12 protein-coding genes and 4 pseudogenes are annotated in these 18591 nt (G+C 63.6%); 9 read left to right on the top strand and 7 right to left on the bottom strand.

What is annotated here, in order from left to right; translation table 11 throughout:
• The 5 genes and pseudogenes from G6N41_RS12090 to G6N41_RS12110 all read right to left on the bottom strand — a co-directional run.
• Positions 1-813 (bottom strand): mycofactocin-coupled SDR family oxidoreductase, encoded by an 813-nt coding sequence (locus G6N41_RS12090; RefSeq protein ID WP_198967477.1) that lies wholly within the window; start codon positions 811-813, stop codon positions 1-3.
• A gap of 121 nt (positions 814-934) precedes the next feature.
• Entirely contained in the window at positions 935-2155 is a 1221-nt protein-coding gene (locus tag G6N41_RS12095) for a cation:proton antiporter (RefSeq protein WP_020731851.1), read from the bottom strand.
• A gap of 157 nt (positions 2156-2312) precedes the next feature.
• Positions 2313-4283, bottom strand: a complete 1971-nt coding sequence (locus G6N41_RS12100) for a PPE domain-containing protein (RefSeq protein WP_456320224.1) — start codon at positions 4281-4283, stop codon at positions 2313-2315.
• Entirely contained in the window at positions 4279-5151 is an 873-nt protein-coding gene (locus G6N41_RS12105; RefSeq protein ID WP_407663809.1) for an IS5 family transposase, read from the bottom strand. The genes G6N41_RS12100 and G6N41_RS12105 overlap by 5 nt, the downstream gene beginning before the upstream one ends.
• 50 nt (positions 5152-5201) lie before the next feature.
• Positions 5202-5432 (bottom strand): annotated as a pseudogene (locus tag G6N41_RS12110) (PPE domain-containing protein); the annotation flags it as partial.
• A gap of 368 nt (positions 5433-5800) precedes the next feature.
• Here G6N41_RS12110 and G6N41_RS12115 point away from each other — a divergent pair.
• Positions 5801-5998 (top strand): hypothetical protein, encoded by a 198-nt coding sequence (locus tag G6N41_RS12115; RefSeq protein ID WP_198967478.1) that lies wholly within the window; start codon positions 5801-5803, stop codon positions 5996-5998.
• 16 nt (positions 5999-6014) lie between these two features.
• Here the strand turns inward: G6N41_RS12115 and G6N41_RS12120 are convergent.
• Positions 6015-6476 (bottom strand): annotated as a pseudogene (locus G6N41_RS12120) (cytochrome P450); the annotation flags it as partial.
• Between G6N41_RS12120 and G6N41_RS12125 the strand changes: the two are divergent.
• Positions 6471-6985, top strand: a pseudogene (locus G6N41_RS12125) (TetR family transcriptional regulator); the annotation flags it as partial. The pseudogenes G6N41_RS12120 and G6N41_RS12125 overlap by 6 nt on opposite strands.
• A 70-nt stretch (positions 6986-7055) precedes the next feature.
• On the opposite strand, the gene G6N41_RS12130 reads toward G6N41_RS12125, so the two are convergent.
• Entirely contained in the window at positions 7056-8036 is a 981-nt protein-coding gene (locus tag G6N41_RS12130; protein ID WP_231608945.1) for an AfsR/SARP family transcriptional regulator, read from the bottom strand.
• 1172 nt (positions 8037-9208) lie between these two features.
• Between G6N41_RS12130 and G6N41_RS30300 the strand changes: the two genes are divergently transcribed.
• The 7 genes and pseudogenes from G6N41_RS30300 to G6N41_RS12160 all read left to right on the top strand — a co-directional run bounded on the left by G6N41_RS30300 (position 9209) and on the right by G6N41_RS12160 (position 18540).
• Entirely contained in the window at positions 9209-10762 is a 1554-nt protein-coding gene (locus G6N41_RS30300) for a PPE domain-containing protein (RefSeq protein WP_456320216.1), read from the top strand.
• The gene (locus tag G6N41_RS30305; protein ID WP_456320217.1) at positions 10744-12111 is read left to right on the top strand and encodes a hypothetical protein; all 1368 of its coding nucleotides are present in this window, start codon (positions 10744-10746) and stop codon (positions 12109-12111) included. The genes G6N41_RS30300 and G6N41_RS30305 overlap by 19 nt, the downstream gene beginning before the upstream one ends.
• Positions 12112-12324: 213 nt before the next feature.
• On the top strand, positions 12325-12504 hold the full coding sequence (locus G6N41_RS12140) for a hypothetical protein (RefSeq protein ID WP_198967479.1): 180 nt from the start codon (positions 12325-12327) through the stop codon (positions 12502-12504).
• A 103-nt stretch (positions 12505-12607) separates the two neighbouring features.
• Complete coding sequence (locus G6N41_RS12145; protein WP_198967844.1) at positions 12608-13630, top strand: methyltransferase; 1023 nt, start codon at positions 12608-12610, stop codon at positions 13628-13630.
• Between the two features lie 47 nt (positions 13631-13677).
• On the top strand, positions 13678-14502 hold the full coding sequence (locus G6N41_RS12150) for an adenylate/guanylate cyclase domain-containing protein (protein WP_198967480.1): 825 nt from the start codon (positions 13678-13680) through the stop codon (positions 14500-14502).
• A 124-nt stretch (positions 14503-14626) separates the two neighbouring features.
• A pseudogene (locus G6N41_RS12155) lies at positions 14627-16970 on the top strand (sulfatase-like hydrolase/transferase).
• The gene (locus G6N41_RS12160; protein WP_259593952.1) at positions 16933-18540 is read left to right on the top strand and encodes an amidase; all 1608 of its coding nucleotides are present in this window, start codon (positions 16933-16935) and stop codon (positions 18538-18540) included. The pseudogene G6N41_RS12155 and the gene G6N41_RS12160 overlap by 38 nt, the downstream one beginning before the upstream one ends.
• The last annotated feature ends 51 nt before the right edge of the window (positions 18541-18591 follow it).

Consider the following 18591-nt stretch of genomic DNA (forward strand, 5'->3'; position numbering starts at 1 on the left):
TCAATGCATGCGAGCGCTGCCGCCGAGCCCGACTTCCAGCACGTTGCCGGTGATGACACCCGGGTCGGTGACCAGATAGACCACCCCGCGGCTGACGTCCTCCGGTTGCAGCCACGGTTGCGGGATGGGGTTGGCCTTCATCATGCGCCGCACCAGCTCGTCGGGAACTTCCTGATCATCTCCGATCCCGGCGGGCTGCACCATCGGTGTCTGCGTCGTGGTCGGACAGATGACGTTGGCCGTGATGCCTTCCTTGGCGACCTCGAGGGCGACGGACTTGATCAGGCCGATGATCCCCCACTTGGTGGCGTTGTAGGCCGCCAACTCCGGGATGCCCATTCGGCCGCCCATCGACGATGTCGCCACGATCCTGCCGAAGCGTTGTTGGCGCATCACCGGAATGGCCGCGCGCAGGGTGTGGAACACGCCGGTCAGGTTGGTGTCCATCAGCTGCTGCCAAACCTGGTCACTTACCTCTTCGAGGCGCCCGGTGCTGACGATGCCGGCATTGGCTAGCACGATATCGAGGCTGCCCAGCTCGCGCACCGTCCGCTCAACCGCGGTGTTCACCTGGGCCGGGTCGCGCACGTCGACCACCATCGGTAGGCAACGCCGGCCCAGCTGGCCGACGAGTTCGGCGGTGGCGAGCAGGTCTTCCTCGCTACCCAGGGGGTAGGTCAGCTCCGCCATCGGGCCCGGCGCGTCGGCGAGGGCGATATCGGCCCCCTGGCCCGCCAGTGCCAGCGCGTGTGCGCGGCCCTGCCCGCGGGCTCCGCCGGTGATCAAGGTGACACGTCCGTCCAAGGCACCCATAGCGGGTTAGGTTAGCAGCCTGGCGGGCCGGCGACGGCGGCCCAGGCCGACCAGTTGTGGCTGCGAAATATGCTGTGGGGGAGTCGATTTAGTGTCGCTGCGGCCGACATTTCCGGCGGGATCAGACTTCTGCGGTTGCCTCTTCGTCGGCATCGGCGGGCTCGCGGCAGCCCGGCAGGTCGTCGGGAGGTTCGACCTGCAGCACCTTGGCTATCGGTACGTCGGTTGACGAATGCAGCACGATCGAGAGCGCAATGGTGACGGCGACGATATCGAACACCAGCTCCTTGCTGGCCAATCCCGACTGCAATGCCAGCAGGCCGTAGACCACCGAGGCAAAACCCTTTGGTCCGAACCATGCGGCAGTCAACCGCTCCTGACGGCTGAGCTGGGTCCGCACCAGCGACAGCAACATCGCGGCCGGCCGGATCACCGCGATCACGACCACGGCCAACAGCCAATCGCGCCAACCGAGCCCGGACAACCGATCGGGGGTGATCAACGCGCCGAACACGATCAGCGCGGCGAACTTGGTGACTTCGGAGAGAAGATCACCGAACGGTTGAAACTGCTCGGCCGCGACATGGTCCAATGTGGCCAGCGTGGAGCCTGCGGCAAAGGCGGCCAGGTATGGGTTGGCGTGGGTGAGGTGACAAGCCGAGTACACCACCACCGCGATCGCCAACGGGCCCAACGGCTGCAGGTGCGTTTCGGCCGTCAGGATCTTTGCCCGCCACGCGAACGCCACGGCCGCGGCCACGCCGACCCCGAGCGCCAGCCCGAGAACGAGCTCCACCCCGACCCACAGCACGTCGGAGCCGGCGCCCTGGGCGGTGGCCAGGAAGATCATCACGAACGGCAGCGCCAATCCGTCATTGAGGCCGGACTCGACATTGAGCAGTCGGCGCAACCGTTCCGGGATGTCCGAGCGCCCGACGATGGCCGCCGCAAAGACCGGATCGGTGGGGGACAGGATGGCGCCGACCAGGAATGCGGTCGGCCAATTCAGGCCGGTGAGGAAGTGGGCCGGCACCGCGATCCCGATCATGGTCAACGGCATCCCGACGCCCAGGGCGCGCCCGGACAGCGTCCAGGTCTCACGCAATTCGCGGACATTGGCCCGCTGGCCGTCGGTGAACAGGACGGTAAACAGCGCCACGTCTGCGAGCGCGACGACGATCGGGTCGTTTGGGCCGATGTTGTCCAACCCGAGAATCCCGGGGCCCAGCAGGGCGCCGGCGACCAGGAACAGCAGCGCGCTGGACAGCACCGTCCGGGCGGCGACCCCCGACAGGGACACGCTGATGAGCAGTACCACGCCGAACGCCAGGACAAGGCTCACAGTTACTCCGCTTCAGTCGTCGGTAGCCGGCTGTGGCTGCTGCGCGAAAACGCAGCCGCTAACAGCTTCCTTGATCACCCGAGTGTCAGCCACTCCGGTCAGCGGGCGTGAGCGCGGGCAAGGCGACCCAGGGTGAGTTTGTGAGTAGCGCCGCCGTTCACGCCTGGTTGAAGAACCCCGATTGCCCGCTGCCGGCGTTGAATCCACCCGAACTCGAGGTGCCGGAGTTTCCGAAGCCAGCGTTGCCCAAGCCCTTGACCTGGCCCGAGTTGCCCGAGTTGTCCCAGCCGCTGTCGTAGGCACCCGAGTTGAAGAATCCGATGTTTTCCAGGCCGGAATTCAACAAGCCGGCGTTGTGGGTGCCGGTGTTGAAGATGCCCGCGCTCAAGGAGCCGCCGCCGTAGTTGAAATAGCCGGTGCTCCCGCCGCCGGTGTTGGAGTTGCCGAAGCCCGCGTTGTATGCGCCGCTACCGGAATTGGTGGCGCCGGAGTTGTGGCCGCTGCTTGACGAGTTGCCGAAGCCCGAATTGTCATCGCTGGAATTGAAGAATCCGGAGTTGCCGGTGCCGGAGTTGAAGAAGCCCGAGTTGCCGCTGTAGGTGCCGATGCCCCCGAAGTCGGTGTTGACGTTGCCGGAATTCCACAAACCGGTATTGGTGTTGCCCGAATTGAACAAACCGGTATTCGTGAAGCCGGAGTTGAAGAAGCCCGTGTTGCCGGCCTGCCCGGGTGCCCCCGGGAAGATGGGACTGACGCCGTTACCGCCGGAGTTGAAGGCCCCCGTGTTGTCGATTCCCGCGTTGGACAGGCCCAGGTTTCCCGACCCGGCATTGAACATGCCGACGTTGTGCTGGCCCGCGTTGAAAATGCCGATGTCATGGGAATGCTTGGTGTTGCCGCCAGAGTTGAATGCGCCGAGGTCAGCGACGCCCGAGTTCCCCAAACCGACGTTGTTCATGCCCGCGTTGAGGGACCCGGTGTTGGCGGTGCCCGCGTTCCACAGGCCGGTGTTGGTGCCGCCGGTATTGCCGATCCCGGTGTTGACGCTGCCGGAGTTCACCATGCCCCAGTTGGTGCTGCCCGTGTTCGCCACCCCCCAGTTGTGACTGCCCGAGTTGAAGAATCCGGAGTTGTCACTGCCCGAGTTGAACAGGCCGCTGTTTCCGCTACCCGAGTTCCACCCGCCGAAGCCGATTTGATCGGCGCCGGTAAGCCCGATTCCGATGTTTCCGTTGCCGGTGTTGGCCAACCCGATGTTGCCGTCGCCGGTATTGCCGAAGCCGAGGTTGAAGCTGCCGGAGTTGCCAAAGCCGAAGTTCCAGCCGGCGCCGTTGGCATTGAGTCCGCCGATACCGATCTGGTTGTCGCCGGTGAGCCCGATGCCGATGTTGTTGTTGCCGAGGTTGCCGATGCCCACGTTGTTGTTGCCGACGTTTCCAAGTCCGACGTTGTGATTGCCGACATTTGCGCCGCCCACGTTGTACGTCGACTGGGTGCCGTCGAGCACGGCGTTGGCCAGATCGCCGTTGCCGAAGCCGATGTTGCCCAGGCCGATGTTCCCGATGCCGATGTTGCCGGTGCCCACGTTGTGGTATGAGGCGCCGGGATATTGCAGACCGGCGGTGTCCAGCGCGGCGCTTCCGTTGCCGGCGCCGATGTTGAAGGAGCCGTAGTTGCCCAAGCCTACGTTGCCGTTGCCGCCGCCCGCGGAGCTCGGACCGTTGTTGCCGCCGCCCAAGTTGTCGTTACCGGTGTTGCCGCTGCCAATGTTTCCGGTGCCGATGTTTCCGATGCCCAAGTTGAAGCCGGACAGACCCGGCAGACTTTGCAGCGCCTGCTGCCATGACGTCAGTTGTGCGGCTGCCGCCGACACCCCGCCGTGATAGCCCGACATCGCGGTCACGTCTTGGGCCCACATCTGCTCATAGTCGGCCTCGACGGCCGCAATCGCCGGCGCGTTGAGCCCCAACAGGTTCGAGGTCACCAGCGAGACCAGCCGGGTCCGGTTGATCGCCACCAGCGCCGGGTGCACCGTGGCTGCCCGCGCCGCTTCAAATGCACTGGCCGCTACCTTGGCTTGGGCCGCCGCCGTGGTGGCGCGGGCCGCGGCTAGGTCCTGTCTGCTAATTGCGGACGCGGTGGTAGGTGATGATGGCGGCCAGGGTGGCACCGCTGAGGTAGGTCAGGGCGTATTTGTCGTAGCAGGTGGCGACCGCGCGCCAGTGTTTGAGCCGGTTGAAGCTTCGCTCGACGGTGTTGCGGTGCTTGTAGATTCGGCCTGAGAACCCCGGAGGCCGTCCTCTGTTGCGGCCTTTGGCTTTGCGGCGGGTGATCTGGTCGCTGCGCTCGGGGATGGTATGGGCGATCTTGAGCCGGCGCAGCTGTGCCCGCGTTGAGTCATGGGAGTACGCCTTGTCCGCCAGCAGGCGAAACGGGGCGTATGAGTTGCTGCACCGGGCGGCCAGCAGTGGCCAAAGCATCGGATTATCACCGGCTTGACCGGCCGACAGTGCCAGGGTGACCGGACTGCACAGCTGGTCGGTCAAGGCGTGGATCTTGGTAGTCAGCCCGCCGCGGGAACGCCCAATGGCGTGGTCATCGGGCTCATCGAGATATTTCTTGTAATTCGACAGATCCCCCTGTGCGGCGCCCGGGCGCGCTCCGGCTGCGTGTTGGTGGGCGCGCACACTGGTCGAATCGACCGACAACAGTGCGCCCAGGTCGGCGTCCTCGGCGTCGAGGTCAGAGGCGATCGCCGCGAAGATCCGCGCGTAGATGCCATCGACCGACCAGCGTAGATGCCTCTCGGCCACCGATTGCCAGGGACCGAAGTGCTCGGGCAGGTCACGCCACGGAGATCCCGTACGGTAACGCCAGATAATGCCCTCCAGAGTACGTCGATGATCGTTCCACGGCCGGCCACGCCGCCGCCCCGCAGGCAACACCGCCACGATCAGCGACCACAAATCATCAGAAATCGCATGCGTCCGCATCACCCAAACAGCATCAGCCAAAACACCATTCACATTAAGCAGACACGCCCTAAGCCCAACCAGCCCGCATACGGTGCTGCCGCGCTTGCCATGGCCTGCGACGCCGCGCCCTGCCACGCCCCCTCGGCCAGGCTCGAGGTCACCGATCCAAACGAGGCCACTGCCGAACCCAGCTCGCCGGCCAACGCATCCCAGGCCGCCGCGGCGGCCAGCAGCGGTCCGGACCCAGCACCCGAATACATCCGCGCGGAATTGATTTCTGGTGCCAACACCGAAAAAATCATCGCCGAGCGCCCTGCCTAGCTGCATGTTTCGAGCCGGGGCACGATCTGAGCCCATGTGCCGACGGGAAAACTGAATGTACAGCGGCGGCCCGGCGCGCATCTGGCTTCTGACGCAACGTTTTGAGACCGATCGACAGCCGGTAACCCGGCGCGGGCGCGCTACCCGTCCCGGTGCGCCGGCCAGGGTTGACCGCGCGCGCACCGGCCACCCCGAATCGTGTTGTTGGCTAAGGGGAGAAGCCACCCCTTGCCGGAGCCGAACTCGAACTCGTTAAATGAACGCGTGGCACTGGTACGGACGCCGGTGGGGGCCGCCGATGACCGTGGTTGTGGTGCTGGTCGACCTGGCTGGGTGAGAGGAGATTGTCTTGGCGACCTTGCGCCGCTACATCGTTATTCAGTTGATGGTGTTCGCGCTCGGCATCGTCGGCCCGATCTTTTTGATCGTGTTCTTTGCCTCACCGTCTGATCCGAGCGCCAAATGGGGATTTTGGATCGGGCTTTTCATCACCTACGCCGACGTGATGATCGCGTTGGTGCTCACCGCCGCGGGCGAAGACAAGTAGCTGCCGATCGCGTTGCTCACGAAACCAGGACGCGTAGTCGCTCCCAGCCGCGCACGGTTGAGGTCGGTGCGAGTTGCAGGCTGTCGTAGTCGATGTCCCACTGCGGCCAGCGGTTGAGCAGTTCGTCGAGTGCGACGCGGCCCTCCAGCCGGGCCAGGTTGGCGCCCAGGCAACAGTGCACGCCCTTGCCGAAGGTGAGGTGGGAGATGTGGTCGCGCCGGATGTCGAACGTATCGGGGTCGTGGTAGCGCCGGGGGTCGCGGTTGGCGGCTCCGAACAACATCAGGATGGCGCTACCGGCGGGGACCGTAGTGTCGTAACAGTGGTAGTCGCGCAACGTGAAGCGCCCGACATGGGGTCCCGTCGGCTCGAAGCGCAGCGTCTCGTCGACGGTGCGGGTGAGCAGTGACCGGTCCTGGTGGACTTGCCGGCGCTGGTCGGGGTGCTCGGCGAGCACTTTTGCTAGCCAGCCGATGACTACGACGCGGTTCAGCTACGCGAGGTCGCTCGTCGTGCCCGCACCTCGCTGGCAACCATCTACCAGCGCTACTCGAACCGGGACGAGTTGATCCTGGCCGCCCTCGAATTCTGGATGGACGAGCACCACTACGCCGGTCTGGCAGAGCAGACCCCCGCCCCGGGGAGTCTTTGTACGCCGGCATGATGCGGGTGCTCCGGACGATTTTCCAACCCTGGGAGACCCATCCCGACATCGTGAAGGCCTACTTTCGGGCCAGGGCCGCACCCGGAGGGCAGCGGCTGGTCCATCGCGGCTTGGACATGGTTGTTCCGGCGGCCATGGAAGTGCTCGCCGGGGTCGACGAGAATTTCATCCACGACTTGGACACCGTCATCTCCAGCCTGGTCTATGGGCTGCTGGGGCGCTTCAGCGCCGGCGAAATAGCGATCACCGAGATCCTGCCCAGCATCGATCGCACCGTCTTCTGGCTGATCCGCGGATACGAGGCCTCCCGCCGCGCTGGCTAGGGCAGGCAAACCCGAGGATCATCGCGTGCCTCATCGTCGGCTTGTTCGGCGCGGTCGAGCCGCCATCTGGTCACAGCTTCTGCAGGGCGGCGATCGTTCGGTGAGCGTGCAGCTGCGCGGCTTCGGTGACATTGGGTGGCTCTTGGCGCAGGATCTGCTCTTGCAGCGCGCGGATGGTCGGGCCCGGAGCGATGCCGAGATCCTCGGCCAGCGACCTGGTCAGTTGACGGCAGGCGTTGAGCGCGTCGAATTGGCGTTCGGCGACGTAGTAGGCCGTGATCAGCGGCACCCACAACGGCTCGTGATAAGGATGTTCGGTTGCCAGCTCCTTGAGTTCGTTGATGGCCGAGTACGGTCGTCCGCAGGCTATCTCCGTTGCGGCATAGGCGATCTGAGTCAACAGCTTGTCTTCTTCGAGCCTGGTCGCGAACTCATCGAAGAAGGTGAATTCGGGAAGATCCTCGAGGATGGGGCCACGCCACTGTGCCAGGGCCGCTGAAAAGTGGTCGCTGGCCTGCTCAAAGCGGCCGAGGGTAGCGGCTCGAAATCCATTGGACCGCTCGACGGTGAAACGTCCCAGATCGCAGTCGTTATCGGCCACGGACAGTCGATAACCGGGCGGCGCACTACTCAAGACGGCGCGTGCGTCTATGCAAAGACAAGTATCGATCAGACGGCGCAGGTTCGATACGTAGGTGTGCAAAGTGGCGCGGGCTCGCTCGGGTGGGCGCTTCTCCCACGCTGCGTCGATCAATCTATCGACCCCGACGGTGCGATTGCGATGAATCACCAGCATTGCTAGAACGGCACGCTGTTTCGGTGTGCCCAACGGCATAACGATATCGGCGGAATACAGCTCGAGAGGTCCCAAAATGCCGAATTGCAGACAGCCCTCCGGCATCGTATTCCCTCCATCATTGGCGTTCTCGGAACAGCGGTGTTTCCCGCGGCGGGCAGAGTTAGACGGCTCAGGGCTTTCATTTGCCTGCTGCCGTGCGTGAATAACTGAGCTTCGGTCCCTGGTAGTTAGCATGCCGGTGTCCTCCGTCACTATTCCCCGTTTTCGCACCCTCGCTCAGGGCTTGCTGCTAGTGACCAGCTAAAGCGGATCGGCAGTGAACCACAGCCCCGAAGTCTTCTCAACTTAAACCCCAACAAGTGATCAGAAGTGAATGCTCTCATCATCGAGAGTCCTGAATATTCCTTTATTTTGAACTTCGATCAACGAAAATATTCGCTCCGTGTCAAGCCTGCTTGTTGTCAACCACGCCCTGTTCACGGAATCGGTTCCAGCCTCTGGCGATGGCCGGTGTAGGCGCCCATTCGCACCGGGCGGGGGCTAGCGGCGTTACTAGAGGCGCCCGGGTTTCATAGCGGACGAACGTGTCTCAACCAGCTACATACGAGTTAGATAGCATGGCTGGGCTGTTATTGGCGCGGCGGTCGTGGATCGATCCCGGCATGTCCAATCTTTTGACAAACGGCTCCGCTAACGGCCACGTTGGCATCGCGTCGTATGGCCAGCTGACCTACGGCCGGTTGATTCGAGAGCGAGTGCTATCAGCGCTTTGTATTCGTGCTGGATATCGATTGCTCATGGTCCTGGCCCCGGACGCATTGCTTTTCCTCGCGCCCCCGTTTCCCGCGGAGCGCGACGATCTGGGCCCACGATGTACCTATTGGCGCTGGCCTGATCCCAGATCTGGCAAGATGGCTAAGCGGCAATTTCCGAGCTTCAAATGTTCCGCGAGCGGATAATGTCGACGGCCTCGACCAATTGGTTGGTCAGCGGTCGAGTTCGTTTAGCAGCGAAGCCATCAACCGCGTAGCTCACAGGACCGCGCATTGCACGCCTCGGGACGATCGTCGGCTACCAGTAGCAACTCGCGCCGCAATCGGTTCGATTGAGGGTTCGTTGAGAATCCGTTGAGGGCTGGTCAGTTTAATCAACCGAACGTCGCATACTCCGACAACTGAACGGACCAATTCAGTGAGCCGCACTGCTTCTGCCCGGGTTGAGTCGGATGGCAACGCGGGAATTGGCGGCCCGGGTGCGGAGATGGTCTCCGGCAGCCAGACGTTGCCGCGGCCACAGCGACTGCTTGATGGACACCGCTATGAAGACTCGCGCATGCGGTTCGTGTTCAACGGGATACACGGCTGGCTGACCAGCGATTGTGCTGAGTTGCGTTTGATACCCGATACCCGGGAAAGGTTGGGACGATGAATTTTTCGGTGTTGCCACCAGAGATCAACTCGGCGCGGATATTCGCTGGTGCGGGATCAAGCCCAATGCTGGATGCCGTGGCGGCATGGCAGTGGCTGGCCAAAGAACTAGCTTCTGCTGCAGACTCTTTCGGCTCGGTGACGTCTGCATTGGTCGATGGCTCTTGGCAGGGGGCGTCGGCCGCGGCGATGACCGCGGTCGCGGCTCCCTACGCTGGCTGGCTTGGCGCCGTGGCGGCGCAGGCGCAACAGGCGGCGGCGCAGGCCGGGGCCTTCGTGTCCGAGTTCGAGGCGGTCCAGTCTGCGATGGTGCGACCCGCGTTGGTGGCGGCGAATCGTTCTGATCTCGTGTCGCTGGTGCTGTCCAACTTGTTTGGCCAGAACGCTCCGGCGATTGCGGCTACCGAGTCCGCGTATGAGGAAATGTGGGCACTGGATGTGGCGGTGATGGCCGCCTATCATTCCGGCGCGTTGACGGTCGTCTCAGCGTTGACACCGTTCACCGCGCCACTGGCGAATGTGGCGGGCGTGCCTGCCCAAGCCGCGGCCGCGCTGATGAACTCGGCAGCCCCGATGGCTGCCGCCCCCGCGGCAACCGCTCAGCTGATAGGGGTCAACCTGGGACTGGCCAACGTTGGCAGTGGAAATGTTGGTAATGCCAACAACGGGCTGGGCAATATCGGTAGCGGAAACCTAGGCAACGGTAATTTCGGATCCGGAAATCTTGGCAGCTCAAACTTCGGCTGGGCCAATCTAGGCAGCAACAACATCGGAGTTGCGAATGCCGGCGGCGGTAACCAGGGCTTCGGGAACAACGGTAACGTCAACACTGGCTTCGGCAATACCGGCATCGGAAACTTCGGGTTAGCCAATACCGGCAACAACAACATTGGCATCGCTTTGAGCGGTGACAATCAGATCGGCATCGGAGGCCTGAACTCCGGAGTCGGGAACTTCGGCTTGTTCAACTCGGGCACCGGAAACGTCGGGTTCTTCAACTCCGGTAACGGGAACTTTGGCATCGGAAACACCGGAGACTTCAATACCGGAGTTTGGAACTCCGGTTCGGGGAACACCGGCTTCTTCAATCCCGGCATGTTCAACACGGGTGTTCTTGATGTCGGCAACGCCAACACAGGGTATCTGAACATCGGCAGCTACAACATGGGGAGCTTCAACCCGGGGGCGTCCAACACCGGTGCCTTCAACATCGGTGACGGAAATACCGGTTGGTTCAACAACGGCGATCTCAACACCGGTGCTCTGAACTTCGGCGACATGAACAACGGGCTGCTCAACACCGGTGATCTCAATAACGGCTTCTTCTACCGCGGTGTTGGACAAGGCAGCCTGCACTTCGCGATCACCACGCCCGATCTGACTCTGCCGCCTCTCGAGCTGGCCGGAATATCTATTCCGGCGTTCAGCCTGCCCCCCCCATCACCCTGCCCTCGATGTCGATTCCTGCCATATCCACACCGAGCAACATCACGGTGGGTGGGTTTGATCTGCCGGGTATTACGTTGCCGGGGTTGGACATTCCGGCGGTGACGACTCCTGCGGATATTGTGGTGGGTGGATTTGGTCTGCCGGGTATTACGTTGCCGGGGTTGGACATTCCGGCGGTGACGACTCCATCCAACATCACCCTTGGCGGCTTCGGTCTGCCTGAGTTCACGATTCCGTCTCTGACCATCCCGTCGCAGGCGCTCAGCAACATTGCGGTGGGCGGTTTCGATCTGCCTCAGATAACTACTCCTCCCATCAGCGTGCCGCCGGTAGCACTGCCTGAGATCTCCATCCCGCCGATCACCACACCCCGCGTAACCGTGAGTGGGTTCACTGGCCCTTCCATTTCCGCGCCCGGGTGGTTTCTGCCCACCATTATCACGCCGACAATCTCTCCCATTCCGCCATTTAATGGGAATCCGGTCGATCTGCTATTAGTGCACGACGTGTTTACAAACAGTGTCGTCACCAAACTCCAGCTACCGACGTTCATTCCGCGCATCGTCTTTGGCGCCTACCCCGGATTGCCGGGAGGTGAGAATGGAGTTATCGGAGAGTTGTCCATTCCTGGCGTAACCTTCGGTAGCTTCACATTGCCTTACTTCACGATCGATGACCCCAACGGTGGAAATTGGACAATCCCCTCCATCGGTCTTTCCGGCTTCACGATTCCCTCGACCACCTTCGATCCGATCAACGTCGCCGCCTTCCTGCTTCCGGACATCACGACACCCGAGATCACCACCACGGCGATCACCATTCCATCGATCGGGGTGGACGAGTTCACGTTGCCGCAGATTTCGACTCCGCCGTTCAGTACGGATCCGTTCACGATTGATTCGATTGGGTTGGGTGGGTTCACGTTGCCGCAGATTTCGACTCCGCCGTTCAGTACGGATCCGTTCACGATTGATCCAATCGCGGTTGCCGGGTTCACCCTGCCGCAAATCAACATCCCGGCATTCACCACGAACGAGTTCACCATTGCGCCAATCGGAATCGGTGGGTTCACGACGCCCCCGATCACCATCCCCAGCATCCACCTGCCCAGCACCACTCTTGCCGAATTCGCCATCCCGGGTGGGCCGGGCTACCTCAACACAAGCGCCACACCTTCGTCGGGCTTCTTCAACACCGGCGCCGGCGGGAACTCGGGTTACGCCAACAACGGCTCGGGTTTGTCGGGTTGGTTCAACACCAACCCGGCGGGGCTGCTGGGCGGCTCGGGCTACCAGAACTACGGTGGCCTGTCCTCGGGCTTCTACAACCTGGGCAGCGGCGTGTCGGGGATCGCCAACACAGGCGTCCTGCCCTTCTCCGTCACCAGCCTCGTGTCGGGCATTTCCAACATCGGCAACAATCTCTCGGGCTTCTTCCGGGGCATCTGGTAATGGCTGGTTGCATCGGCACTGAGGTCAGTGGCGTGGGATTGCACCCAACCGGATGTGCTCAGGGTGGCGGCGACTCGGGCCCGCGTTGCGTTGTTGAGCATGTGGTGCGCCAGAGTCCTTCGCGAAAAAGACATGGGGAACAGCGTTGGCGGCATCAAGCCTTGGTTATCAAGGCCGTTCAGTTGGGTTCCAACGATCGGGGAGAAAACAACGATGATTGGTATCAGCAAGAACCGCCGGCCGGTGGCGCGCGGGTTGGTGGTGCTGGCCGCGGTGTTCGGGGCATTCGGGCTCGCCGGCTGCACGGTTGACACCTGGCAAGACAACGCGGTGCCAGCTCACGGTGTGGCTCCGCAAGCGCCGGCGGCCGCCGTTGACTGCGCCGCTGGATAGTCTGTTCCCGACCGTTCGGCGCAGACCGGCCCGGCACGGCTCGGTGACGGCCATAGACTGCTTGCTTGATGAGGTTGATGGACTGGGCTCGGCGGGGCGCGTAATGGATCAGTCGAGCCCCGATCGGATCATGGCAATCGGCGCCGGATACGGCCCGTCGAAAGTGCTGCTCACCGCGGTCGGACTTGGGTTGTTCACCGAATTGGGCGACCGGGCGATGACGGCGCAGGCCATTGCCGAACTTCTCGGGCTGGTGCCGCGGCCGGCGACGGACTTCCTCGATGCCTTGGTATCGCTGGACCTGCTGGCGCGCGACGGCGACGGACCAGACGCTCACTACCGCAACACGGCGGAGACCGCGCGATACCTGGATGAAGCCAGCCCCGAGTACCAGGGCGGTCTGCTCAAGATTTGGGACCAACGCAACTATCGGTTCTGGGCGGACCTCACCGACGCGCTGCAGACGGGCAAGCCGCAGAACGAGATCAAGCAGACGGGCCGGCCGTTCTTCGAGACGGTCTATGCCGATCCGCGACGTCTCGAGGTCTTCCTGGGTGCCATGGATTCCGCATCGCGGCGCAACTGCGAGCTGCTGGTGAAACGCTTTCCGTTCCAGCGCTATGGCAGCCTCTGCGATGTCGGCGGCGCCAACGGGCTGCCGTCAAGGACGGCCGCCGCCGCCCATCCCCACCTGCAATGCATCAGCTTTGATCTGCCCGCGGTAACCGAGATCACGCGGCGCAAGCTCAGTGAGCAGGGACTCGGTGACCGGGTGCGTGCGGTGTCCGGCGACTTCTTTGCCGATCCGCTGCCGAGCGCCGATGTCATCACGATGGGCCAGATCCTGCATGACTGGAACCTCGACGGCAAGCAACGGTTGATCGCGAAAGCCTACGAGGCCCTGCCCGAGGGCGGGGCGTTCATCGCGATCGAGACGCTGATCGACGACGCCCGCCAGAAAAACACCGCAGGGCTGATGATGTCGCTGAATATGCTGATCGAGTTCGGTGACGCATTCGACTACACGGGCGCCGACTTCCGAAAATGGTGCAGTGCAGCCGGATTCCGTTCCTTCGAGGTGATCGCACTGGCCGCCGGCTCGAGCGCCGCCGTTGCCTACAAGTAGATGTCCGATGGCTGCGTCGGCAGGGCCAGTGGTGTAAGAATCGACTGATGGCGCGCGGACGCACCCCACCGCGCCCGGACGGGGCGCAGGCCAACGCGGAGGAATGGGAGCGTTTCTTCGAGTACTTTGGCCACGCCGCGGTGCGTCGGGGAATTCGACTCATCTCCAGCCTTCCCGCGGCCCCGCGGTGCGAAGCCTGCGGCAATCCGTTCGCGGGATTCGGCGGCTGGCTGATGCGTCGCGTGGGCAAGAGCCCATCGCGAAAAAACCCGCGCTGGTGCCAACTCTGTTTTGAGAAGGCGCCCGGCGGTGGGGTCACGCTGCCGATCGGGGTTCTATTCGCCGACGTCCGCGGCTCCACCGCGCTGGCGGAGACCGTGCCGCCGGAAGAAATGGTCGCCGCCCTCAATCGCTTCTACTCGAAACTGACGCAGGTGATTGTTCGGCACGGGATTGTCGACAAGCTCATCGGTGACGAAGTCATGGGTCTTTACTTTGCACCGCTCACCCGGGACGGCCGCTACGTCAATTCCATGGTGAGTGACGCCCGCACCATCCTGCGGGCGCAGGGCTACGGCACTGCCGAGGGACCGCAGTTGAAGGTCGGCATCGGTCTGGACGTCGGCCCGGCATACGTCGGCATCGTGGGTGAGGGCGAGATCCGTGACTTCACCGCGATCGGGGATGTCGTCAATACGGCGGCGCGACTACAGGCCGTGGCCGGGGGCGGGGAGATCGTGATGTCTGAGCGGGTGGCTGGTCTTGCGGGCGTGCAGGACGGCGAGGTCGTCACGCTGACCCTCAAGGGCAAGGCGGAACCCGTTGTGGCGCGCCGGATTACGGTCGACGGTGCGGCCCCTCCGACGCCGTGATACAGCCATCGGGCGTTGTCGTGCGGCGCGGCCGCCCGAAGCCACTGTCGTCAACTTGGCCTCCGAAAGTCCCAACCGACCTAAGCTGCTGTTGACGCGATTTCTGGACGGGTGGTGACGCGAAGTGGCGCAGTGGTCTGGGCGAGTGGCGACCGATATCCGCGATTCCGAGCCGGACTGGGGGCCGTTCTTGCAGCCGGCCGCACCCGCCGGCGCTCCCAACGTGCTGATGATCGTCTGGGATGACGTCGGCTACGGCGCGCTGGAACCGTTCGGCGGGCCGATCGAAACCCCGGCGATGCGCCGAATCGCCGACAGCGGCGTGCGCTACTCCAACTTCCACACCACCGCGTTGTGCTCGCCGACGCGCTCGAGCCTGCTCAACGGGCGCAATGCGACATCGAACAACATGGCCTGCATCACCGAGGCCTCGGCGGGGTTCCCAGGATTCTCGGGTCGGGTTCCGTTCGAGAACGGGATGATCTCGGAGGTGCTCAACGCGCGCGGCTTGAATACCTACGCGGTGGGCAAGTGGCATCTGACGCCCAGCGACGAGAGCGATGCGTCGTCATGGAAGGGCCGGTGGCCGCTGGGACGCGGATTCGAGCGCTTCTACGGATTCCTGGGTGGTGAGACCAACCAGTGGTATACGGACCTGGTCTATGACAACCACACCGTCGAACCGCCGGCGACGCCGGAGCAGGGGTATCACCTGTCGGCCGATCTGGCGGAGAAGGCGATCCGGTTCGTCCGCGACGCCAAGGCCGTTGCCCCCCCAGAAGCCGTGGTTCATGTACTTCTGTCCGGGCTGCGGCCACGCGCCCCACCACGTGTTCAAGGACTGGGCAGATCGCTACCGCGGCCGGTTCGACGAAGGCTACGAGGCGATTCGGGTGGGGATCCTGGCCAACCAGAAGCGAATGGGATTGCTGCCCCAGGACCTCGAACTGTCGCCGATGAACCCACACGGTGAACCCGATGTCACCGGTCCAGACGGCGGGGCCTGGCCCGCATTCGATTTCGTGCGGCCGTGGGACTCACTGACCGACGACGAACGACGGCTGTTCGCGCGAATGGCCGAAGTGTATGCGGGCTTCGTGTCCTAAACCGACGAGCAGATCGGCAGGCTCCTGGACTACCTGGCCGAATCCGGGCAGTTGGACAACACCATCATCGTGGTCGTCTCCGACAACGGTGCCAGCGGTGAGGGCGGGCCCAACGGTTCGTTCAACGAGAACAAGTTCTTCAACAACGTGCCCGACACCATCGAGGCGAATCTGCCCCGGATCGACGACCTGGGTGGTCCGTCCGCCTATAACCACTACAACACCGGGTGGGCGTGGGCGTTCGACACACCGTTTCCGTACTGGAAGCGGTTCGCCGGCTACGAGGGCGGGGTGGCCGATCCGCTCATTGTCTCGTGGCCGGCCGGCATCGCCGCGCGCGGCGAGGTTCGCGACCAATACGTGCACGCCGTCGACATCGTGCCGACGCTTTATGAACTGCTTGACTTCGACCCGCCCGCGGTTCTCAACGGCTGGACCCAAAGTCAGATCGAGGGCCACAGCTTCGCCGCTTCGATCAGCGATCCGCAGCTGCCCGGCCGGGCCACCCAGTTCTACTCCATGCTGGGCATGCGGGCGCTGTATCACCAGGGCTGGCTGGCCACCACCCTGCACCCGCCGCTGTCGGGCTGGAGGAATTTCGACAAGGACCGCTGGGAGCTCTACGACCTGCGTACCGACCGCACCCAATTGCACGACCTGGCCGACGAAAGGCTGGCGCTGCTCGAAGAACTCAAGGGGCTGTGGTTCTACTACGCGGGTGTGTACAAGGGTCTGCCGCTCGATGACCGCACCGCGCTCGAGATCATGGCCTCACCGCGGCCGGAGCCCGGCGAGCCGCGGTCCCACTACGTCTACTACCCGGACTCCGCCGACGTTCCCGAGGCGGTCGCGGTGAATGTCCGGCGCCGCTCCTTCACCATCGCCGCCGCCGTCACCATCGACACCCCGGAGGCCGAGGGCGTGCTGTTCGCGCACGGCGGGGTGGCCGGCGGGCACAGCCTATTCCTCAAAGACGGTCGGCTGCACTATGTCTACAACTGGCTCGGCGAGCGAATCCAGACCATCAGCGCACTCGATCCCGTTTCCACCGGGACGCATGTGCTCACCGCCGAGTTCCGCAAGACCGCCGACGACCCGGACACGTTCAGCGCCCTCGGCACGCTGACGCTCTACATCGATACCGAAGCCGTGGGCGAGGCCCAAATAACCACCCAACCGGGCACGTTTTCGCTGACCGGAGATGGACTGTGCGTCGGGCGCGACAGCGGCTCGGCGGTCGCTGATTACCCGGCACCATTCCCGTTCGTCGGCGGCACCATTGATCGGGTCATTGTCGATGTCAGCGGTGATCACTACGTCGACCATGAGAAGCAAGTCCTCGCCTATATCGCCCGCGACTGACGCGGCAGCGGGCCGATCTGAACGATCTGGACCCGCCGCCGGGCGTCACCGCTTCCGGAGGGATCGCATGGAGTTGCCCGAGTTCACCATCGCCGAAACCCAGACGGCCTTCGAGCGGGGGGAGTGGACCGCCGCCGGTCTCACCGACTGCTACTCGAGACGGATCCGCGAGATCGACCAATCCGGTCCGATGCTGCGGTCGATCATCGAGGTCAACCCCGACGCCCTCGCGATCGCCGAGTCGCTCGACGCCGAGCGAAGCGGCGGACGGATTCGTGGGGCGTTGCATGGTGTCCCCGTCGTCATCAAGGACAGCATCGACACCGGTGACAAGATGGCCACAACGGCCGGTTCGCTGGCCCTAGAGGGCAACATCGCAACTCGAGATGCATTTGTGGTCAAGCAATTACGCGATGCTGGCGCAGTGATCCTCGGAAAAGCGAACATGAGCGAGTGGGGATATATGCGCTCCACGCGGCCGTGCAGTGGCTGGAGCAGTCGCGGCGGACAGGTGCGAAACCCCTACGTGCTGGACCGAAGTCCGCTGGGCTCCAGCTCGGGTTCGGCGGTCGCGGTGGCGGCCAACCTGTGTGTGGCCGCCCTCGGCGCAGAGGTCGACGGTTCCATCGTGCGGCCGGCATCGAGCAACTCGATCGTCGGTCTGAAGCCAACGGTGGGCCTGCTAAGCCGTTCCGGAGTCATCGGTGTGGCATCGCCACAGGACATGGTGGGCCCGATGGCGCGCACCGTCACCGACGTTGCGACGCTGTTGACGGTGATGACGGGTGTCGATGACAGTGACCCGACAACGCGAGCGGGCGGCGCGCACACGGCAACCGACTATCGCCGATTTCTTGACCCGGCAGCCCTGCAGGGCGCCCGACTCGGTGTGGCCCGGGAGCGCTTCGGTGCGCACGAGGCGACGGATGCACTGATCGAGGGTGCGCTCGCTCAGCTGGCGGCGCTGGGCGCCGAGATCGTCGATCCGATCCAGGCCAGTTCGTTGCCCTTCTTTGGCGATCTCGAACTCGAACTGTTCCGCTATGGGCTCAAGGCGAGTTTGAATGGCTATCTCGGCGCCCATCCTGGCGCCGCGGTCGGCAGCCTCGACGAACTCATCGCGTTCAACAGAGCCCACGCCGGCCAGGTGATGCCGTACTTCGGGCAGGAGTTTCTCGAGCAGGCGCAAGCCAAGGGCGATCTCACCGACCCGCAGTACCTGCGGGTGCGCGCCGAACTGCGACGTCTCGCAGGTGCCGACGGCATCGACAAGGCGCTGCGCGAGCACCGGCTGGATGCGATCGTCGCACCCACCGAGGGTTCACCGGCGTTTGCCATCGACCCGGTCGTCGGTGACAACATCCTGCCCGGTGGTTGCTCGACGCCACCGGCGGTCGCCGGCTACCCCCACATCTGCGTTCCTGCCGGTTATTTCTGTGGTCTGCCGATCGGCCTGTCGTTGTTCGCTGGCGCATTCCAGGAACCCAAACTCATCGGGTATGCCTACGCCTTCGAACAGGCCACCGGGGTTCGGCGGCCGCCTCGGTTTGTGCCGACGCTGTCAACCTAAGTCACCCTAAATCGCCGAGAGCTGATATAGATCGGGACTGTCTTTCAAGAT

Source organism: Mycobacterium shottsii, from assembly GCF_010728525.1.
Taxonomy (GTDB): domain Bacteria; phylum Actinomycetota; class Actinomycetes; order Mycobacteriales; family Mycobacteriaceae; genus Mycobacterium; species Mycobacterium marinum.